At 58.4% G+C, this 16,728-nt stretch carries 17 protein-coding genes; 7 read left to right on the top strand and 10 right to left on the bottom strand.

Going from position 1 to position 16,728, the window contains the following annotated elements; all coding sequences use genetic code 11:
• The first annotated feature begins 83 nt into the window (after positions 1 to 83).
• Positions 84 to 1,184: a 2'-deoxycytidine 5'-triphosphate deaminase gene (locus DHN55_RS02180; protein ID WP_108879762.1), complete on the top strand. Its 1,101-nt coding sequence runs from the start codon at positions 84 to 86 to the stop codon at positions 1,182 to 1,184.
• Positions 1,185 to 1,478: 294 nt separating this feature from the next.
• Here DHN55_RS02180 and lepA read toward each other — a convergent pair whose 3' ends face one another.
• The gene (lepA, locus tag DHN55_RS02175; RefSeq protein WP_108879761.1) at positions 1,479 to 3,281 is read right to left on the bottom strand and encodes a translation elongation factor 4; all 1,803 of its coding nucleotides are present in this window, start codon (positions 3,279 to 3,281) and stop codon (positions 1,479 to 1,481) included.
• 135 nt (positions 3,282 to 3,416) lie between these two features.
• Here lepA and DHN55_RS02170 point away from each other — a divergent pair, with 135 nt between their 5' ends.
• The 3 genes from DHN55_RS02170 to mbfA all read left to right on the top strand — a co-directional run bounded on the left by DHN55_RS02170 (position 3,417) and on the right by mbfA (position 6,028).
• Complete coding sequence (locus DHN55_RS02170) at positions 3,417 to 4,592, top strand: MFS transporter (protein WP_108879760.1); 1,176 nt, start codon at positions 3,417 to 3,419, stop codon at positions 4,590 to 4,592.
• 151 nt (positions 4,593 to 4,743) lie between these two features.
• Positions 4,744 to 5,004 (top strand): hypothetical protein, encoded by a 261-nt coding sequence (locus tag DHN55_RS22170; RefSeq protein ID WP_337659823.1) that lies wholly within the window; start codon positions 4,744 to 4,746, stop codon positions 5,002 to 5,004.
• 67 nt (positions 5,005 to 5,071) lie between these two features.
• The gene (mbfA, locus tag DHN55_RS02165; RefSeq protein ID WP_108879759.1) at positions 5,072 to 6,028 is read left to right on the top strand and encodes an iron exporter MbfA; all 957 of its coding nucleotides are present in this window, start codon (positions 5,072 to 5,074) and stop codon (positions 6,026 to 6,028) included.
• 20 nt (positions 6,029 to 6,048) lie between these two features.
• Here the strand turns inward: mbfA and DHN55_RS02160 are convergent, their stop codons facing one another.
• The 6 genes from DHN55_RS02160 to DHN55_RS02135 all read right to left on the bottom strand — a co-directional run bounded on the left by DHN55_RS02160 (position 6,049) and on the right by DHN55_RS02135 (position 11,557).
• Positions 6,049 to 6,795 (bottom strand): DUF3750 domain-containing protein, encoded by a 747-nt coding sequence (locus DHN55_RS02160; protein WP_108879758.1) that lies wholly within the window; start codon positions 6,793 to 6,795, stop codon positions 6,049 to 6,051.
• A 53-nt stretch (positions 6,796 to 6,848) separates the two neighbouring features.
• On the bottom strand, positions 6,849 to 7,550 hold the full coding sequence (locus tag DHN55_RS02155) for an ATP-binding cassette domain-containing protein (RefSeq protein ID WP_108879757.1): 702 nt from the start codon (positions 7,548 to 7,550) through the stop codon (positions 6,849 to 6,851).
• A gap of 4 nt (positions 7,551 to 7,554) precedes the next feature.
• Positions 7,555 to 8,301: an ATP-binding cassette domain-containing protein gene (locus tag DHN55_RS02150; RefSeq protein ID WP_108879756.1), complete on the bottom strand. Its 747-nt coding sequence runs from the start codon at positions 8,299 to 8,301 to the stop codon at positions 7,555 to 7,557.
• Positions 8,294 to 9,205: a branched-chain amino acid ABC transporter permease gene (locus DHN55_RS02145; protein WP_108881657.1), complete on the bottom strand. Its 912-nt coding sequence runs from the start codon at positions 9,203 to 9,205 to the stop codon at positions 8,294 to 8,296. The genes DHN55_RS02150 and DHN55_RS02145 overlap by 8 nt, the downstream gene beginning before the upstream one ends.
• Before the next feature lie 93 nt (positions 9,206 to 9,298).
• Entirely contained in the window at positions 9,299 to 10,219 is a 921-nt protein-coding gene (locus DHN55_RS02140; protein WP_108879755.1) for an ABC transporter permease subunit, read from the bottom strand.
• Positions 10,220 to 10,375: 156 nt separating this feature from the next.
• Entirely contained in the window at positions 10,376 to 11,557 is a 1,182-nt protein-coding gene (locus DHN55_RS02135) for an ABC transporter substrate-binding protein (protein WP_108879754.1), read from the bottom strand.
• A 213-nt stretch (positions 11,558 to 11,770) separates the two neighbouring features.
• Between DHN55_RS02135 and DHN55_RS02130 the strand changes: the two genes are divergently transcribed.
• A complete protein-coding gene (locus DHN55_RS02130) occupies positions 11,771 to 12,217 on the top strand; it encodes a cupin domain-containing protein (protein WP_108881656.1) in 447 nt (148 codons plus the stop codon).
• A 39-nt stretch (positions 12,218 to 12,256) separates the two neighbouring features.
• Positions 12,257 to 12,826: a DUF2199 domain-containing protein gene (locus tag DHN55_RS02125; RefSeq protein WP_108879753.1), complete on the top strand. Its 570-nt coding sequence runs from the start codon at positions 12,257 to 12,259 to the stop codon at positions 12,824 to 12,826.
• A 134-nt stretch (positions 12,827 to 12,960) separates the two neighbouring features.
• Here the strand turns inward: DHN55_RS02125 and DHN55_RS02120 are convergent, their stop codons facing one another.
• On the bottom strand, positions 12,961 to 13,359 hold the full coding sequence (locus DHN55_RS02120) for a GFA family protein (protein WP_337659821.1): 399 nt from the start codon (positions 13,357 to 13,359) through the stop codon (positions 12,961 to 12,963).
• Between the two features lie 84 nt (positions 13,360 to 13,443).
• Between DHN55_RS02120 and DHN55_RS02115 the strand changes: the two genes are divergently transcribed.
• Positions 13,444 to 13,869, top strand: a complete 426-nt coding sequence (locus DHN55_RS02115; protein WP_337659820.1) for a winged helix-turn-helix transcriptional regulator — start codon at positions 13,444 to 13,446, stop codon at positions 13,867 to 13,869.
• 40 nt (positions 13,870 to 13,909) lie between these two features.
• Here DHN55_RS02115 and DHN55_RS02110 read toward each other — a convergent pair whose 3' ends face one another.
• Both DHN55_RS02110 and DHN55_RS02105 read right to left on the bottom strand, forming a co-directional pair.
• Entirely contained in the window at positions 13,910 to 15,154 is a 1,245-nt protein-coding gene (locus DHN55_RS02110; protein WP_108881655.1) for an FAD-dependent monooxygenase, read from the bottom strand.
• A gap of 79 nt (positions 15,155 to 15,233) precedes the next feature.
• Positions 15,234 to 16,427, bottom strand: coding sequence for an ABC transporter substrate-binding protein (locus DHN55_RS02105; RefSeq protein ID WP_108879750.1), 1,194 nt, complete (start codon positions 16,425 to 16,427; stop codon positions 15,234 to 15,236).
• Positions 16,428 to 16,728 lie beyond the last annotated feature (301 nt).

Below are 16,728 nucleotides of genomic sequence, written 5' to 3'. Positions count from 1 at the left end.
GGCTGATAAGTGATCGTTACAGCCGACTCCGAATTGCCGATATGCTAACTCTGTTGTCTGAAACGCATCAGAAAGCATTACAGATGACCACTCAAGCTGCAAATGGCATTGTACCGGCCCATATTATCCGCCAGATGGTCGAAACGGGCCACATTATTGCCGAAAGCGTCCTGGATGTGGATCAGGTACAGCCTGCCAGCCTGGATTTGCGGTTGGGAGAGGTAGCCTGGCGGGTACGTGCGTCGTTCATGCCCGGCCCGCGCAACACTGTTGCCGACCGGCTGGATCAGCTTTCCCTGCACAAGGTTGACCTGACAGACGGTGCAGTACTGGAAGTTGGTTGCGTGTATATCGTGCCGCTACTGGAGTCGCTGGCGCTGGACCCCGCCATGTCGGCAGCCGCCAATCCCAAGAGCTCAACCGGCAGGCTGGATATCTTCACCCGCGTCATCGCCGACAACGCGGCCGAGTTTGACACAGTGCCTGCCGGATACGAGGGCCCGCTTTACGCTGAGATATCCCCGCGCACGTTTCCGATCCTGGCACGGACCGGTTCGCGCCTGTCGCAAATCCGCTTTCGCGCCGGCACCGTGTCGCCCAGTGACGATCTGATCCACGAACTGCACAATCAGAAACCGCTGGTCACTTCAGGAGAAGTCTCCATAGACAATGGCATAGCCCTGAGCGTCGACCTGTCGAGTTTCGGTGACAATCAGCCGGTCGGGTTCCGCGCCAAGCGCCATTCCGGCCTGGTAGATGTGGACCGCAAGGCAGGTCTTAAAGTCCTCGACTACTGGGACCCGATCTGGCAGCGCGGCTCCCTGATCCTGGATCCGGACCAGTTTTACATTCTGGCGTCGAAGGAAGCGGTTCGGGTGCCGCCGACACATGCCGCGGAGATGGTTCCGTTCAACCCGCTGGTCGGCGAATTTCGCGTGCACTATGCCGGCTTTTTTGATCCCGGTTTTGGTGACGTGTCGGGCGACGGTGAAGGCTCGCGCGCCGTGCTGGAAGTCCGCAGCCACGAAGTGCCGTTCATCCTCGAAGACGGCCAGATCATCGGCCGCCTCGTCTACGAACCCCTGAGCGAGCCGCCGGAAACCGTGTACGGCCAGGGCATCGGTTCGAACTACCAGAAGCAGGGTTTGAAGCTGTCGAAGCATTTCAAGGCGTTTGAGGGCTGAGTTTGGTTTGATTCCGCTCACGCGAACTGGCTGGTTTATTCCGCTCACGCAAGCAGCCTTCGGCTGCGCTCCGCTAGGGCGCGCTCCGCGCGGCGGCCTGTCGGCCTTGCCTCAGCACGTTCCGTGCCTCGGAGGAGTTCATCACTATGGTTGTTCGGGGTCGGAGAACGGCCCGCCGAAGGCGGATAAGCTGTTCGACTGCTTAGAAATAACCAGACCCGACGGGTCTCGGGCCGGTCAGGCCCGCCCCCGCGGAGCGCAGCCGAAGGCTGCTTGCGTGAGCGTTACAAAACTCTAATTCTCGTCCATCTTCAACGCTGCGATAAACGCGGTCTGCGGAATTTCGACGCGGCCGAACTGGCGCATTTTCTTCTTGCCTTCCTTCTGCTTGTCCAGCAGCTTGCGCTTGCGTGAGACGTCGCCGCCATAACATTTCGCCGTTACGTCCTTGCGCATGGCTGAAATGGTTTCACGCGCAATCACCCTGCCGCCGATGGCGGCCTGGATGGGAATCTTGAACATGTGGCGCGGGATCAGGTCTTTGAGTTTTTCAACCATGACCCGGCCGCGTTGTTCGGCGCGGCCCCGGTGCACGATGATGGCCAGTGCATCCACCGGCTCCTCATTGACCAGCACGTGCATGCGTACCAGGTCGCCGGGCTCGTATCCGGTCATCTGGTAATCGAAACTGGCATAACCGCGCGTCACTGACTTGAGCCGGTCATAGAAATCAAACACCACTTCATTGAGCGGCAGCTCATAGATCAGCATGGCGCGCGACCCGGCATAGGTCAGTTCCTTCTGACGCCCGCGGCGGTCTTCACACAGCTTCAGAACCGCACCGAGATACTCGTCCGGCACCAGGATGGTCGCCTGGATCCACGGTTCGTCAATGGTGTCGATATAGTTGGGTTCGGGCATGTCGGCAGGGTTGTGCAGTTCCAGCATCTCGCCCTTGATCTGGTGGATGTGGTAGATCACCGACGGTGCCGTGGTGATCAGGTCGATGTTGAACTCCCGTTCCAGCCGGTCGCGCACGATCTCCAGGTGCAACAACCCTAAGAACCCGCAGCGGAAACCGAAGCCGAGTGCGGCGGAGGTTTCCATTTCAAACGAGAAGCTGGCATCGTTCAGGCGCAACTTGCCCATGGCCTCACGCAGGTCTTCAAACTCTGCCGTATCTACGGGGAAGAAACCTGCAAACACCACGGGTTGAGCCGGTTTGAAACCGGGCAGGGCTTCGGCGCACGGGCGTTTTTCTTCCGTTACCGTGTCACCGACACGGGTGTCTGCGACTTCCTTGATGGCGGCGGTAAAGAAGCCGATTTCGCCGGGGCCCAGATCGGTCACCATTTCCTGTTTCGGACGGAACACGCCGACCCGGTCGACCAGGTAATTGGCGTCGGTGGACATCAGCTTGATGCGCATGCCCTTTTTGAGCCGGCCATCCAGTATGCGCACCAGCACGATGACGCCGAGATAGGCATCGTACCAGCTGTCGACCAGCATGGCTTTCAGCGGTTGGTCTGCCTCGCCTTTCGGCGCGGGCAACTGGTGGACAATTGCTTCCAGCACTTCCTTGATGCCGATACCGGTCTTGGCGGAGATTTCCAGCGCGCCGGATGCATCCAGCCCGATCACGTCTTCAATCTGCTGGCGCACCCTGTCGGGCTCCGCCGCGGGCAAATCCACCTTGTTGAGGACAGGCACGATCTCGTGGTCGTTCTCGATCGCCTGGTACACATTGGCCAGCGTTTGCGCTTCCACGCCCTGGGCGGCATCGACCACCAGCAGTGATCCTTCCACCGCCGCCAGTGACCGGTTGACCTCGTAGGCGAAGTCGACATGGCCCGGTGTGTCGATCAGGTTCAGTTCGTAGGTTTCGCCATTGTCGGCGGTATAGTCGAGGCGCACCGTCTGGGCCTTGACGGTAATGCCGCGCTCACGCTCGATCTCCATGGAATCGAGTACCTGCTCCTTCATCTCGCGCGCGGTCAGCCCGCCGCAGGTCTGGATCAGCCGGTCTGCCAGCGTGGACTTGCCGTGGTCGATATGCGCAACAATGGAAAAATTGCGGATGTGCGATGTCTCTGTCATGGGCTGGTGTTTGGCAGTGGATGAGGTTTCCGTCAAGCGGACAAATTGCTCTACTGCCGAACTTGGAGTTGCGGTAATACTGCGTTCACACACACACGATGGCAGATCAACACCGGCGAAAGGGTTTCATGGTTCATGGTTGAGGTCGCAGAACCGCAACCGGGTGGACGTGCCGGCCTTCTGGCCATCCTTTCGCTGGGGAATTTTGCCATTGGCATGGGGGCCTTTGTCGTCATCGGCATTCTCACCCCGCTGGCGTCTAGCCTGGCGATGAGCAATGCCGAAGCCGGACTTGTGCTGACGGTCTATGCCATTGCTTACGCGATCAGCTCACCCTTGCTGGTCAGCCTGACCGGTACGCTTCCTCGCCGCCTGGTTCTTGTCGCCGGCCTGTCACTGTTCCTGCTGGCGGCAGTATTGAGTGCCCTGGCGGTATCGCCCGCCACACTGTTTGCTGCACGCATTGTGGCAGCGGCAGGAGCCGGTATCTACACCCCTGTCGCGGCCGCCGTGGCCGTGTCGTGCAGTGCACCGGCGCAACGCGGGCGAGCGCTGTCCACGGTGTTCTTCGGACTGACTCTGGCACAGGTTCTGGGCGTACCGGTGGGAAGCTGGGCCGGCTATACCTATGGCTGGCAGGCCGCGTTCTGGATTGTTGCAGTCATCACCGGCGTAAGCCTGGTTGGAGTCATGGCGCTGGTCCCGGGCCGGGTACCGTTTCAACAGGCGTCTCTTGCCAGTCTGGGCAAGGTGCTGTCCGCGCCCCGCATCTTGTTTGCTGTTACCTTCACCGTCTCTTTTCTGGCGGCGAATTACATCCTCTACACCTATATAGCGCCCTTGCTGGAAGCAAAAATGGGCTTTGGCCGCAATGGTGTGACGTTCATGCTGACACTGTTTGGGCTGGGGGCCGTGGTGGGCAACATTCTGGGCGGCTTCCTGACCGATCGTGTCGGCGGATTCCGGACATTGATCGTATTGTGCGTGGCGCAAATTATGGTATTGCCGGTGTTTTCACTGCTGCCGCTTCCCGAAGCCCTGGTGGCTGCGGCCATGTTCGGATGGAGCGTCGTCGGATGGTCATTCATGGTGCCGCAACAGGCCCGCCTTATCGAGCTTGCACCGGACCAGCAGAATGTCGTGCTGTCGCTCAATTCAGCCTGCATCTACCTGGGTGCGTCTTTGGGGTCTGCCCTCGGCGCGCTGGTCATATCGACCTGGAGCATTGCCGCAAGCGGCGTGGCCGCGGCCATCGCTATGGCTGCGGCATTCGCACACTTACTACTGTCGGCGGCAGTGCAGCGCGACTAGGATCAGGTGTGGCCGTGAGCGCCAACTCCGGTTACGGGCGTTAAGGATCGCCGCTCTTTGGTTTCATTTTTATCAGTCCGGTTAACATTCCGTAGTCTGATGTTATCTAACATGTTGCCGTGTAACACCTGTATCTGATGGGGGAGCCGGCATGGCACGAGTTAAATCCGGAACACCAACCAGACTGACGGCAACAGCTGTGCTGGTATTGCTGATGGCAGTCATGTTCTCCGAAAGCACGCACGGGCAGTCTGCAGACAGCCAGATCACTGCTGCGGACACAAGCCAGTTGCCAGAAAGCTTCGTCAAAAATCTGACCAACCAGCCTGGAACCGAGATAGACCGGTCACCAGACAGGGAGAGCGGAGTTATCAGAAATTTGTGTCCCGGTCACCTGAGTGCTGGACTGTAATCTGGAATTATTCTAAAAACGTTTCCTGAAACCCGTAATCGATTCCAGACCAAGAAGACCGCCGCCCGTGAAACCTTTTGCCGACCTCTCAGAAAAAGAAATCCTCGCCCTTGCGATTTCAAGCGAGGACGATGATGCGCGCACCTATATGGCATTTGCCAATTCGCTGCAGGAGCAATATCCGTCCTCCGCGCGTGTGTTCATCGACATGGCGGAAGAAGAGCATGAACATCGCCGCCGTCTGACGGAATTGTACCAGACCAAATTTGGCGACTTCATCCCTCTGATCCGCCGGTCCGATGTGGCCGGTTTCGTCAAGCACAAGCCGGCCTGGCTGATGCAGCAGCTGTCACTGGACGTGGTGCGCAAGCGTGCCGAGGTGATGGAGCTTGAGAATTACCGGTTTTACAAGCAGGCCGCGGAGCGCACGTCGGATGATGATGTGAAAAAACTGCTGCTTGATTTGGCCGAAGAGGAAAAGGGCCACGAGAACCTTGCTGCAAAGTTGACCGAGAAGCATCTTGATGCCGACACCAAGCTGGAAGAGGCGGACGCTGAAAAACAACTGTTCCTGCTGCAGATCGTGCAGCCCGGCCTGCTCGGCCTGATGGACGGGTCGGTGTCGACGCTGGCGCCGCTGTTCGCCGCTGCGTTTGCAACCCATGACACTTGGCAGACATTTCTGGTGGGCATGGCTGCTTCGGTCGGCGCGGGCATCTCTATGGGCTTTGCCGAAGCCCTGTCGGATGATGGTGAACTGACCGGCCGCGGGCATCCGTGGATCCGTGGCTCTGCAGCCGGCATCATGACGGCTGTGGGCGGGATCGGTCATACGCTTCCCTACCTGATCAATGACTTCTGGACGGCGACAATGCTGGCCGTGATCATTGTGTTCATCGAGCTGTGGGTGATCTCGTGGATCCGCTTCAAATACATGGACACGCCGTTTATGCGCGCAGCGTTCCAGATTGCCGTGGGCGGCTTCATCGTGTTCCTGGCGGGAATACTAATAGGCAGCGCCTGACGACGATTCGCGGTCGAAAGCTATCTCAGCCCGATCTTCCCCAGCGCCGGCAGCTTGATGGCCAGATCGTCGAAATCGACGCCGATGGTTGCGCCCAGCACGTGCAGTTCGATCCCTTCACGCCGGCTTATGCCGACCCCGATATAGCCGTCATAGGAAATTTGAATACCGGTCCCCGACGGCATCACGCCGGTTCGGAGTCCAGGACCAAGCCAGTCCTTGCCGACACCGGCTGGGTCCAGTTCCGCGCCGAGTTCGGGCACCTCGCGCGCGATACTGGCGATAAAGGTATTTGAGTTGGGGCCGGGCCAGACGACATAGTCACCGAACGCCGACCATTCGTAGATGCGCGCTGCTGTGATAACCTTTGGAAGCAGGGCTTCTGCTTTCGCACCATGCACCTCATGAACGACGTAAGGCTCGTTGGAATACCAGCGCCCGTCCGGTGCATAGGCGTTGTGGCGCACCGGCGAGCCCCATCCTACCACTTCAAACCGCTCATATTCGGAAGCTCCGGCGGGCTTGATCACCAGCCAGTGATGAACGGCGAAAATGCCTTTCCAGCGACCGGACCGTGCCGCCATGATGTAGATGGCAGCCGGCTCATCCGTTGCAGCCTCCGGCAGAAGTCCCGAAGATGACCAGTCAGCCGAACGCCAGCTGCTGGGCCAGCCCTTGGCGTAGGAATAAGCCGCACCTGCCGCGATGGGCAGCGCGATCAGCACAATTGCAAAGGCAGAAAGAAATTTAACGAGTCGCCGCAACATGAACCTGATTGGACACTCCTATTGCGGCGGAACTTTAACACGCAAAATGGCAGTTAAACACCCAGGTAACGATGTTGAACGTCTTCGGCCTTGGAAAGTTGTGCGGACGTACCGTTCCATACAACCTGTCCCTTCTCGACGATGAAGTGGCGATCCGCCAGTTTTAAAAGGTCTTTCAGGTTCTTGTCGACCAGCAGGATGGACAGGCCGCTCTTGCGGATGTCGGAAAGTGCCGCCCAGATTTTCTCCCGGATCAGCGGGGCCAGTCCCTCGGTTGCCTCGTCAAGCACCAGCAGGCGCGGATTGGTCATCAGGGCGCGGCCGATCGCCAGCATCTGCTGTTCACCGCCGGACAGAAGATTGCCCATTGACGTTGCCCTCAGTTCAAGCTCTGGAAACATCGAGTAGACTTTTTCGATGGTCCATGGGTCGTCGAGCCCCTGATGATTGGACGCGGTTGCCACCAGGTTTTCGCGAACCGACAGGTTGGGGAAGACCTGCCGACCTTCGGGCACCAGTCCGATGCCGAGATTTGCAGTCTTGAACGAGGCGAGTTTCGATACTTCCTGGCCGGCAAACTCGATCGATCCTGAAGTCGGCGGCACGATGCCGATGATCGAATTGATGGTTGTGGTCTTGCCCATGCCGTTGCGGCCCATCAGGGTAACAACCTCGCCGGAGTTGACGTCAAATGTCATGCCGAACAGGGCCTGGCTAGTGCCGTAGTAGGTCTCAAGGCCGGATACTTTCAGCATTGCATCAGACCTCCCCGAGATAGGCGCTGCGCACGTCGGCATTCTTGCGAATGTCTTCCGGCTTGCCGGTGGCGATGATGCGGCCATAGACAAGTACCGAAATGCGGTCCGCCAGGGCAAACACCGCATCCATGTCGTGTTCCACAAGCAGAATGGTTTTCTCGCCCTTCAGGCTTCGCAGTATGGACACCATGGCGGCACTTTCCTCCACGCCCATGCCGGCCATCGGTTCATCAAGCAGCAGGAAGCTCGGGTCCGTGGCCAGGGCCATGGCGATTTCAAGCTGGCGGCGTTCGCCGTGCGACATGGCCGAGGCAATCGTCCCGGCCCGGTTGGCCAGCCCGACCTTTTCCAGCACCTCAAGTGCCGGTTTGCGCAACCGGGCCTGGGTAGTGGCCGGTTGCCAGAACCTGAACGAATGTCCGTCGTGGGCCTGCACGGCCAGCGCGACATTGTCGATGACGCTGAGCCCCATGAACACGGATGTGATCTGGAATGACCGGGCCAGCCCGAAATGCGAACGGCGATGGGTTGGTACGGTCGTGATGTCCTTGCCGTTGAACACCACATGACCAGCATCAGGTGTCAGGTCTCCGGACAATTGTGCAATCAGCGTTGTCTTGCCGGCGCCATTGGGCCCGATGATCGCGTGCAGTTCTCCGGCCTCAACGCCCAGTGTCACACTGTCGGTCGCGACAACACCGCCAAACGATTTCTTCAGGCCCTGAATGTCGAGCATGGTCTCAGCCACGGCGCCATCCCCGCTGGATCAGGCCGTTCAGGCCGCCCTTGATAAACAGGACGCTCAACACCAGCAGCACGCCGAACGGCAGCGCCCAGTAGGTGGTGAAGGTGGACAGCAGTTCCTCGATGAACACGAACGTAACCGCCCCGAACACCGGGCCGAACAGCGATCCCGTACCGCCCAGGATCACCATGAACATCAGTTCACCGGAGCGCGACCAGCCCATCATGTCGGGAGAGATGAAGGTGGTGAAATTGCCCAGCAGCGCGCCGGCCAGCCCGCACATGCCGCCCGCGATGACATAGGCAGTGAGTTTGTAGGCATAGGTGTTGTAGCCCAGCGCCTTCATGCGCGCCTCGTTGGACTGGCAGCCGCGCACCACCATGCCGAAGCGGGAATTGACAATCCGGTAGACCAGGTAGATCGACCCGGCAAGGCAGATATAGGTCAACAGGAACAGCACCATCTTGTTTTCGATATTGATGATGTTGAACACCGACCGCGAATAGATGGTCAGTCCATCGTCCCCGCCATACTCGTCCAGCGACAGGAAAAAATAATATCCCATCTGCGCAAACGCCATGGTGATCATGATGAAATAGACCCCCTTGGTGCGCAGCGAGATGGCGCCGGTGACCAGGGCAAAAGCGGCACTGGCAAAGATTGCCAGCGGGAAATGCAGCCACCCGGATTCGTAGCCGTGATAGGCCGGGATGCCGACGCAGTAAGCGCCGATGCCGATATATGCCGCATGACCGAATGAAATCATGCCGCCAAAACCGAGTATCAGGTTGAGGCTGACGGCGGCAATTGCCAGGCACAGGATGCGCGTGATGAAATCCAGCGAAACCAGCTGCAGGCGGATGCCGAGGAAATAGGCGGCCAGCGGCACGCACAGCAGGACGGCCATGAACACCAGGGTAATGATGCGGCCGCTGGCCGAACCGAAAAGGTCAGGCGCCCGCAGGTGCTCGCTGAGCTGGGCCGACGTGGTATCAGTCATCTAGCGCACCTTTGGTGGAAACAGGCCTTGCGGGCGGAACGCCAGCACAGCAGCCATGATGAGATAGATCAGCATTGACGAAATTGCCGGGCCTGCGGTTTCCGCCGCATTGACGGGGATGAACAATTTCAGGATATCGTCGAGGAAAGAACGGCCCAGCGTATCGATCAGTCCGATGATCAGGGCGCCGATGAAGGCACCTTTCATGGAACCGATACCGCCCACGATGATCACGACGAACGCGGTGATGATAATGTCATTACCCATGCCGATGGTTGCTTCGGTGATCGGTGCGATCAGCATGCCGGCCAGCCCGGCCAACACCGCACCAAGGGCAAAAACCGCCGTAAACAGGGTTTTTATGTCGATGCCGAGTGCCGATACCATGGTCCGGTTGGATGCGCCGGCCCGGATTAGCATGCCAAGACGGGTATGCGTGATCAGCCAGTAGAGCCCGAATGCCACCAGCAGTCCGCAGCTGATAATCACCAGGCGGAAAGTCGGAAAGATGATGCCCGGCAGTATCTGCACCTGGCCCTGCAGGTAGTCGGGCAGCGGGATGGCAATGCCTTCCGGGCCCCAGATCAGGTGCACGAGCGTGTCCGCGATCAGGATGAACCCGAAGGTGGCCAGTACATGGTCAAGATGGTCGCGCTGGTACAGATGTCGGATCACCCCCATCTCCAGCGCCAGCCCGACCAGCGCGGTCAGCGGGATTGCCAGCAGCACCGCCCACACGAACGACCCGGTCCAGAATGTCAGCGTGGCGCAGAAAAACGCACCGACCATGTACAGCGAGCCGTGCGCCAGGTTGACGAAGTCCATGATGCCGAACACCAGCGTCAGGCCTGCTGCCAGCAGGAACAGCAATACGCCGAGTTGCAGCCCGTTCAGGAACTGAATGAAAAACAGTGTGCTCATCGCCCCAAATTACCCAGCCTGGATATCAATCCCACAATAACACCAACCCCAATGCCAATCCCAGAGACCCATCCCATGGCCCACCCGCCATGAAACAAGTTTACGGGGAGAACAAAAAGTTCTCCCCATGAAACAGCGTTCTATTCGCCGTGTGGCTTATTTGGCCAACGGACACTCGCCGACATATGGATCAACGTGGTTTTCGTAAACCGTCTTGACCACCTTTGTCGTCCAGTTCCCGGCATCGTCGGCAACAACTTCACGCAGATAGAAGTTCTGTATCGGCATGTGGTTCTTGCCATAGGTATATTTGCCGCGCACCGACGCATAATCGGCCTTGGCCATGGCTGCGCGCAGTTCGTCGGTCTTGCTCATGTCGCCGCCGACAGCTTCAACACCGGATGCGATCAGGTTGATTGTGTCATAGGCCTGTGCCGCATAAAACGACGGGTAGCGCTTGTACTTTTCACGGAAGTCGGCAACGAACTTCTTGTTGGCTGCGTTGTCCAGTGTCGGGTCCCATTGCTGCGTCAGCCGCGAACCCAAGACACCTTCAAGCTTGGCTGCCTGCAGTTTCGGCAGCGAAATGGCATCCACGGTAAATACCGAATACAAATCCAGTTCGCCCTTCAGACCTGCCTGCTGGTACTGCTTGATGAACGCGCCGCCGGCCTTGCCCGGATAGAACACGAAAATGGCTTCCGCGCCGGATGCCTTGGCTTTTGCCAGTTCAGCGGAAAAATCAAGCTGGCTTGGCCATTTGGTCAGGTCCTTGCCCTTGATCTCGCCCTTGAAGGTGCGCTCCACGCCGGTCATCATGTTCTTGCCGGCGGCATAGTTGGGGCCGAGCAGGTACAGTGACTTGACGCCCTGCTGGTTCAACACTTCGCCCATCGCCATCGGAGTCTGGTCGTTCTGCCACGACGTCGAGAAGAAGTTTGCGTTGCACAGCTTGCCGGCAATCTGCGACGGTCCGGCATTCGATGAGATCAGGAATTTGCCCGCGTCCAGCACAGACTTGGCCGATGCCAGCAGCACGTTGGACCAGATATAACCGGCAACGATCGGCACATCGTCCTGCTGTACCAGCTTGTCGGTTTTCTGCTTGCCGATCTCGGGCTTGAAGCCGTCGTCCTCAAAAATGATTTCAACGGATTTTCCGGCCATCTTGCCGTCAAGATGCTCCACCGCCAGGTTGACGGCGTCCTTCATGTCGTTGCCGAGAACCGCAGCCGGTGTGGTCAGTGTCGTCACGTAACCGATCTTGATGTCGGCAGCGTACGAGGCTGATGCCATCAGCGCCAGACCAAGCGCCGCAATTCCTGTCTTCTTCAACATTATCAAACTCCTCCCGAGTGTTCTCGTATCTGAGTGCCGTCTTGTTTCGTCCCGACGAGCTACTGAATATGCACGATAGAGATAAAAGATACAGACTTCAAATGCCTGCAGTCTGAATTATTTTGCACTATTCAGGTCTTGCACGGCGCCGGTTCCCGGTGTCGAATGCACCCATCCAAGTTCATTGAACGAGCAATCCGGCAGGAGACAGACATGATCGAAATGACCGCAGGCGTCACGCCGGCAAGTGAAGGCATCGACGGCATCAAGTGGAATATCCTGGGACAGACCTATGTTCCCAAGCACCTGTGCGAAAGCTCGTTTTCCTGGCACGCGACGTTTCCCGACGGCACGTTCGTACCGCCGCATATCCACCCTGACCAGGATGAATTCATCTATGTTCTGGAAGGCCGCTTCGACCTGTTTCTGGACGGAACTGATGCAACCGCCGGTGCCGGTGAACTGATCCGCCTGCCGCGCGGCCAGGCGCACGGCATCTTCAACAATTCCGGTCACGACGTGAAGTGCGTGTTCTGGGTGTCGCCCACCCAGCAATTGTGGGACCTGTTCACCAAGATCAACAATGTGCCGGATCCGGCCGAGGTGGTGCGCCTCGCCAGCGAGCACAATATCCACTTCCTGCCGCCGCCGGATGCCTGAGTGAGTCATCATCCCGCTAGCTTACAAGAGAGTTAGGTAATGGATTTGACCATTGACAGCAGGTGGTCGCTTTTGAGCAGCGGTGACTGGCGCTGTCCTTGCTGCGGTCTGCAACACAATGGAGTTTTCGACCTGGCATGCGATGCGCCGGATTTCTGGCAAGGGTCAAGGGAGTGGCTGCCAAATGAGAAGCTTTTCAGTTCCGATAACATATTGACGGAAGACTTTTGCATCATCGACGGAGAGAATTTCTTTATCCGTTGCGTGCTGGAATTACCATTGCTCGGCTCAGATGGACAGACGTTTGGTTTTGGTGTTTGGAGCACACTTTCGAAAACGAATTTCGACATTTGCGTCAACACATTTGACGACGGCAAGCAGGGCCACCTGGGGCCCTGGTTTGGATGGTTTTCCAACCGCCTGAAGGGGTATCCGGACACGCTCAACATGAAATGCCAGGTTTATCCACTCGACGAAAGACAACGCCCGACAATTGAACTTGAAAGCTCTGATCATCCGCTGGCGGCAGCCCAGGCAGATGGCATCGATTTTGACCAGTTGTTGGATATCTACGCAGCCAACGATCATGACATAAGGCCTGCTTTGTGATCAGCAATCCGGAGAGTTGACTGCGTCAGTCACAGTTATGGCGTTTGCAGGTTTCCCGGTTGAATAGTGTGCGTGGCTGCGCAAGTTGCGGGTTTTCACAGGCCCGCCCGAACGCTTTCCGGCCTGTCTTCTGTCTACGGCATTGTTGCGAAGCCGGGAAGCGTCGCGTCCATGTGATCCCATGTGGCGGCGCGGTCGGTATAGACCCGCATCTGCGGTTTGAAGTTGTCCGGATCGTCGAGGCTGGACGCCCTGACAAAAACCATGCCGGGCATGGATGAATTGGTCGAATAGATAGCAGAACCGCACGCCGGGCAGAAACCGCGGCTGACCATGTTGCCGCTGTCGGCGGGCTTGTCGAAGAACCTGATCTCACCGGTCATTTCGAACCCGGCCTCGGGAACTATCATGTGTGAACCGTGTCCAGTGCCGCTGGTCTTGCGGCAGTCGTTACAGTGGCAATGGCCTCCACCGGTTTCCTCAGCACACGTGTACCGGACAGTCCCGCATAGGCATCCACCAGCAATGGTCATTGTCATTCCTCCTGTTCACTTGCTATCTACAAGTGATCATATTAATTTGCTTGCATATTGCAAGTGAAATATTTGGAAAATCACATGCCTCCGTCCTCTGAACCGCGCCGCTCCGATTGCCCGATCAGTTTTGCCCTGGAAATCTTCGGGGACCGCTGGACGCTGATTGTCCTGCGCGACCTGATGTTGAAATCGCGACAGCGCTACAGGGAACTGCTGGAGGGCGACGAAGGCATCGCCACCAATGTGCTTGCAGAAAGACTGAAGCGGCTTGAGCATCGCAAGCTGGTCACCAAGAAACGTGACCCGACAGATGCCCGTCAGTTCATCTACCTGCCGACCGAACTGGCGGTCAGCCTGGTGCCAATGCTGGTGGAAATGACCGTCTGGGGCCTCAGGACCAGCGACAACGGCATAGGCGCAGAGTACCTGGAGAAATTTGAAACCGACCGTGACAGACTGATCACTGAACTGCAGGCGAAGATCCGAAAGGACGCCGGCTTGCAATGAAGCTCACCAGGTTGATCATTTTGGGAAAAGCCTGGCTCGATTAGCGGTTGACTGAAGCCTTGTCGAAGCCCGCGGTCTTCTGATAGCCGCGCACCACTGCTTCCAGCTCTTCGTGTCCGGCGACATCCTCAAGCGTATCGAACCCGTCGGGTGCACGCTGGTTGACCAGGTCGATGACCCGCTCCGGTCCGCCGCCGCGGTTTTGCCGCACGATCTCCGACGTGGCAGGCAGGCGGTCTGCTTCGTAGGCCAGCAGGGCAGCGCTCGTGTCACCGCCGCAATCAGCAAGCTTGTCGGCCAGACAGCGGGCGTCGAGTATCGCCTGGCTGGCGCCGTTCGAGCCCACCGGATACATCGGATGCGCGGCGTCCCCGAGCAAGGTCACCGTGCCGAATGTCCACTGCTCGACCGGGTCCCGGTCACACATGGGATATTCGTAAAATGTCCCGGTCTCGCGTATAAGGGCCAGTGGGTCCAGCACGTCCAGTGTGAACGTGTCTTCGACGAACGGCAGGAGCTCGCTCATGAGACCTTCGCGGTTCCAGTCTTCGCGCCGCGGCATCGGTGTTGAGCCATCCCCCATCTTTGCCGCCACCGCCCAGTTCATCAGCACCTTGCCGTCGGCACGGTTATCGTTGGCAATCGGGTACAGCACCAGTTTCGCGTCCATGCCGCCGGCGATCACCATGGATCGTCCGGTCCCGAACGGTTCCCACAGGCACGCGCCGCGCCACAACATGATGCCGTTCCATTTCGGGTCGCCCTGATTGCGATAGAACTGCTTGCGCACAACCGAGTGAATGCCGTCACAGGCGATGACGGCATCGCCTTCCGCCAGCAATTCTTCCCTCTCGGCCGTTTGAAAGACTGCCGTCGCGGACCCGTCGCCCGGCCTCACCCCGGTACATGCATGGCCTGTCCTGATAGCGTCCGGCCCCAGCCGGTCGATCACCGCATCGCGCAGCACACCCTGCAGGCGGCCGCGATGAATAGAAAATTGCGGCATGTCGAGGCCGGCATCGGTGCCGCGCAGTTCCTGCCAGATGGTCTGACCCTGCCGGTTCTGGTAGATCAGTTCATGGGTGCGGATGGCGACCTGGTCCAGCGCATCGAGCAGGCCGATATTGGCCAGTTCCCTGATCGCATGCGGCAGGGTGTTGATGCCCACACCGAGTTCGCGGATTTCTTCCGAGCGCTCGTAGACTTCAGCTTCAATGCCGCGATCATGCAGCATGAGGGCCGCCGCCAGCCCGCCGATACCGCCTCCAACAACTACGACCTTCAACGACATTCTCCTTCAGCACAAAAAACCCGCCCTCAATACTGCTTGAGAGCGGGCTGGATTGTCGAGACGGAAATCCCGCCTACTTCATTGCGCAATCCTTGGCGTGGTCATCCCCGGTCGCTTCATAAACCGTTGATACCGTCTTGTGGGTCCACTTGCCGTCCGGACCTTCCACAACCTGGCGCAGATAGTAGTTCTGAACAGGGAAGTGGTTGTTGCCATAGGAATAGTCACCGCGCACGGACTTGTAATTGGCCTTTTTCAGCTCCGCCCGGAACGCATCCTTGTCCTTGACATTGCCGCCGGTGGCGACCACGGCTGAATTGATCAGGTTGATCGCATCATAGGCCTGTGCCGCATAGAAGCTCGGATACCTCTCATGCTTGGCACGATAGTCGGCCACGAACTTCTTGTTGGCTGCGTTGTCCAGGTCAGGGCTCCACTGCATGGTGTCATAAGCACCAAGCACTGATTTGATGCCGCCAGCCTGGAATTTCGGCAGCGACAGTCCGTCCACCGAGAACACGTTGAAGAACTGCATCTTGCCGGCAAGACCGGCCTGGCCGAACTGCTTCAGGAACGCGCCGCCTGCCTTGCCCGGATAGAACACGAAGATCGCTTCAGCACCCGAGGCGGACGCTTTTGCAAGCTCAGCCGAGAAATCAAGCTGGGCATCCTTGCCCCACTTGGTGAAATCCTCGCCCTTGACTTCGCCCTTGAAAGAGCTTTTCACGCCGGCCACCATGTCTTTGCCGGCAGCGTAGTTCGGCGCCATGATGTAGAGCGACTTCACGCCGCGCTGATTGAGCACTTCACCGAGCGCTTTCGGCACCATGTCGTTCTGCCAGGACGAGGAGAAGAAGTTCTCGTGGCATTCCTTGCCGGCCACATGCGAAGTGCCGGCATTGGCGCCGATCAGGAACTTGCCGCCTTCCAGGATGGATTTCTTCGACGCCAGCAACACGTGCGACCAGATAATGCCGGTCACGATGTCGACATCGTCCTGAGACACCAGCTTGTCGGCTTTCTGCTTGCCGATGTCGGGTCTGAAGCCGTCGTCTTCCGCGATGATCTCAACTTCCGTGCTGCCCATCTTGCCGCCCAGGTGCTCCATGGCCAGGTTGATGCCGTTCATCTGTTCAGCGCCCAGAACGGCCGCCGGTGTGGTCAGCGTGGTAATGACGCCGATCTTCACCTTGTCGGCGGCAATGGCGGCGGTTGCCGTTGCCGAAATGCCAAGCGCCAGCGCGCCGGCGAGAATTTTGCGGATCATGTTTCTACTCCCTGATACTCAATTCTTGTGTGATTGCCGTTGATGGCAGGTTCAGCCTCGAATTGATCCTAGAGCACATCCGGTTCAAATAGAAGCATTTGATGGTACCAAATCAGTTCACTCGGCTAGGCGCAAAGTGAAGCGCGATGCGGTGCATCGGGCAAGCTTTGCAACAACGCCGATGGACTGATTTGGTCCACCGAAGGCCGGATTTCTGCGCCCACTGGACTGCGTTACGGCTCCCTTGCGGTCAACCAGATCACGGCGGGACCCGCGCCTTGCCAGAGACCGCAAAAAACCG

It is taken from the genome of Anderseniella sp. Alg231-50 (assembly GCF_900149695.1).
In the GTDB taxonomy this organism is placed as follows: Bacteria; Pseudomonadota; Alphaproteobacteria; order Rhizobiales; family Aestuariivirgaceae; genus Anderseniella.
This window is presented reverse-complemented; position numbering and strand designations above follow the sequence as displayed.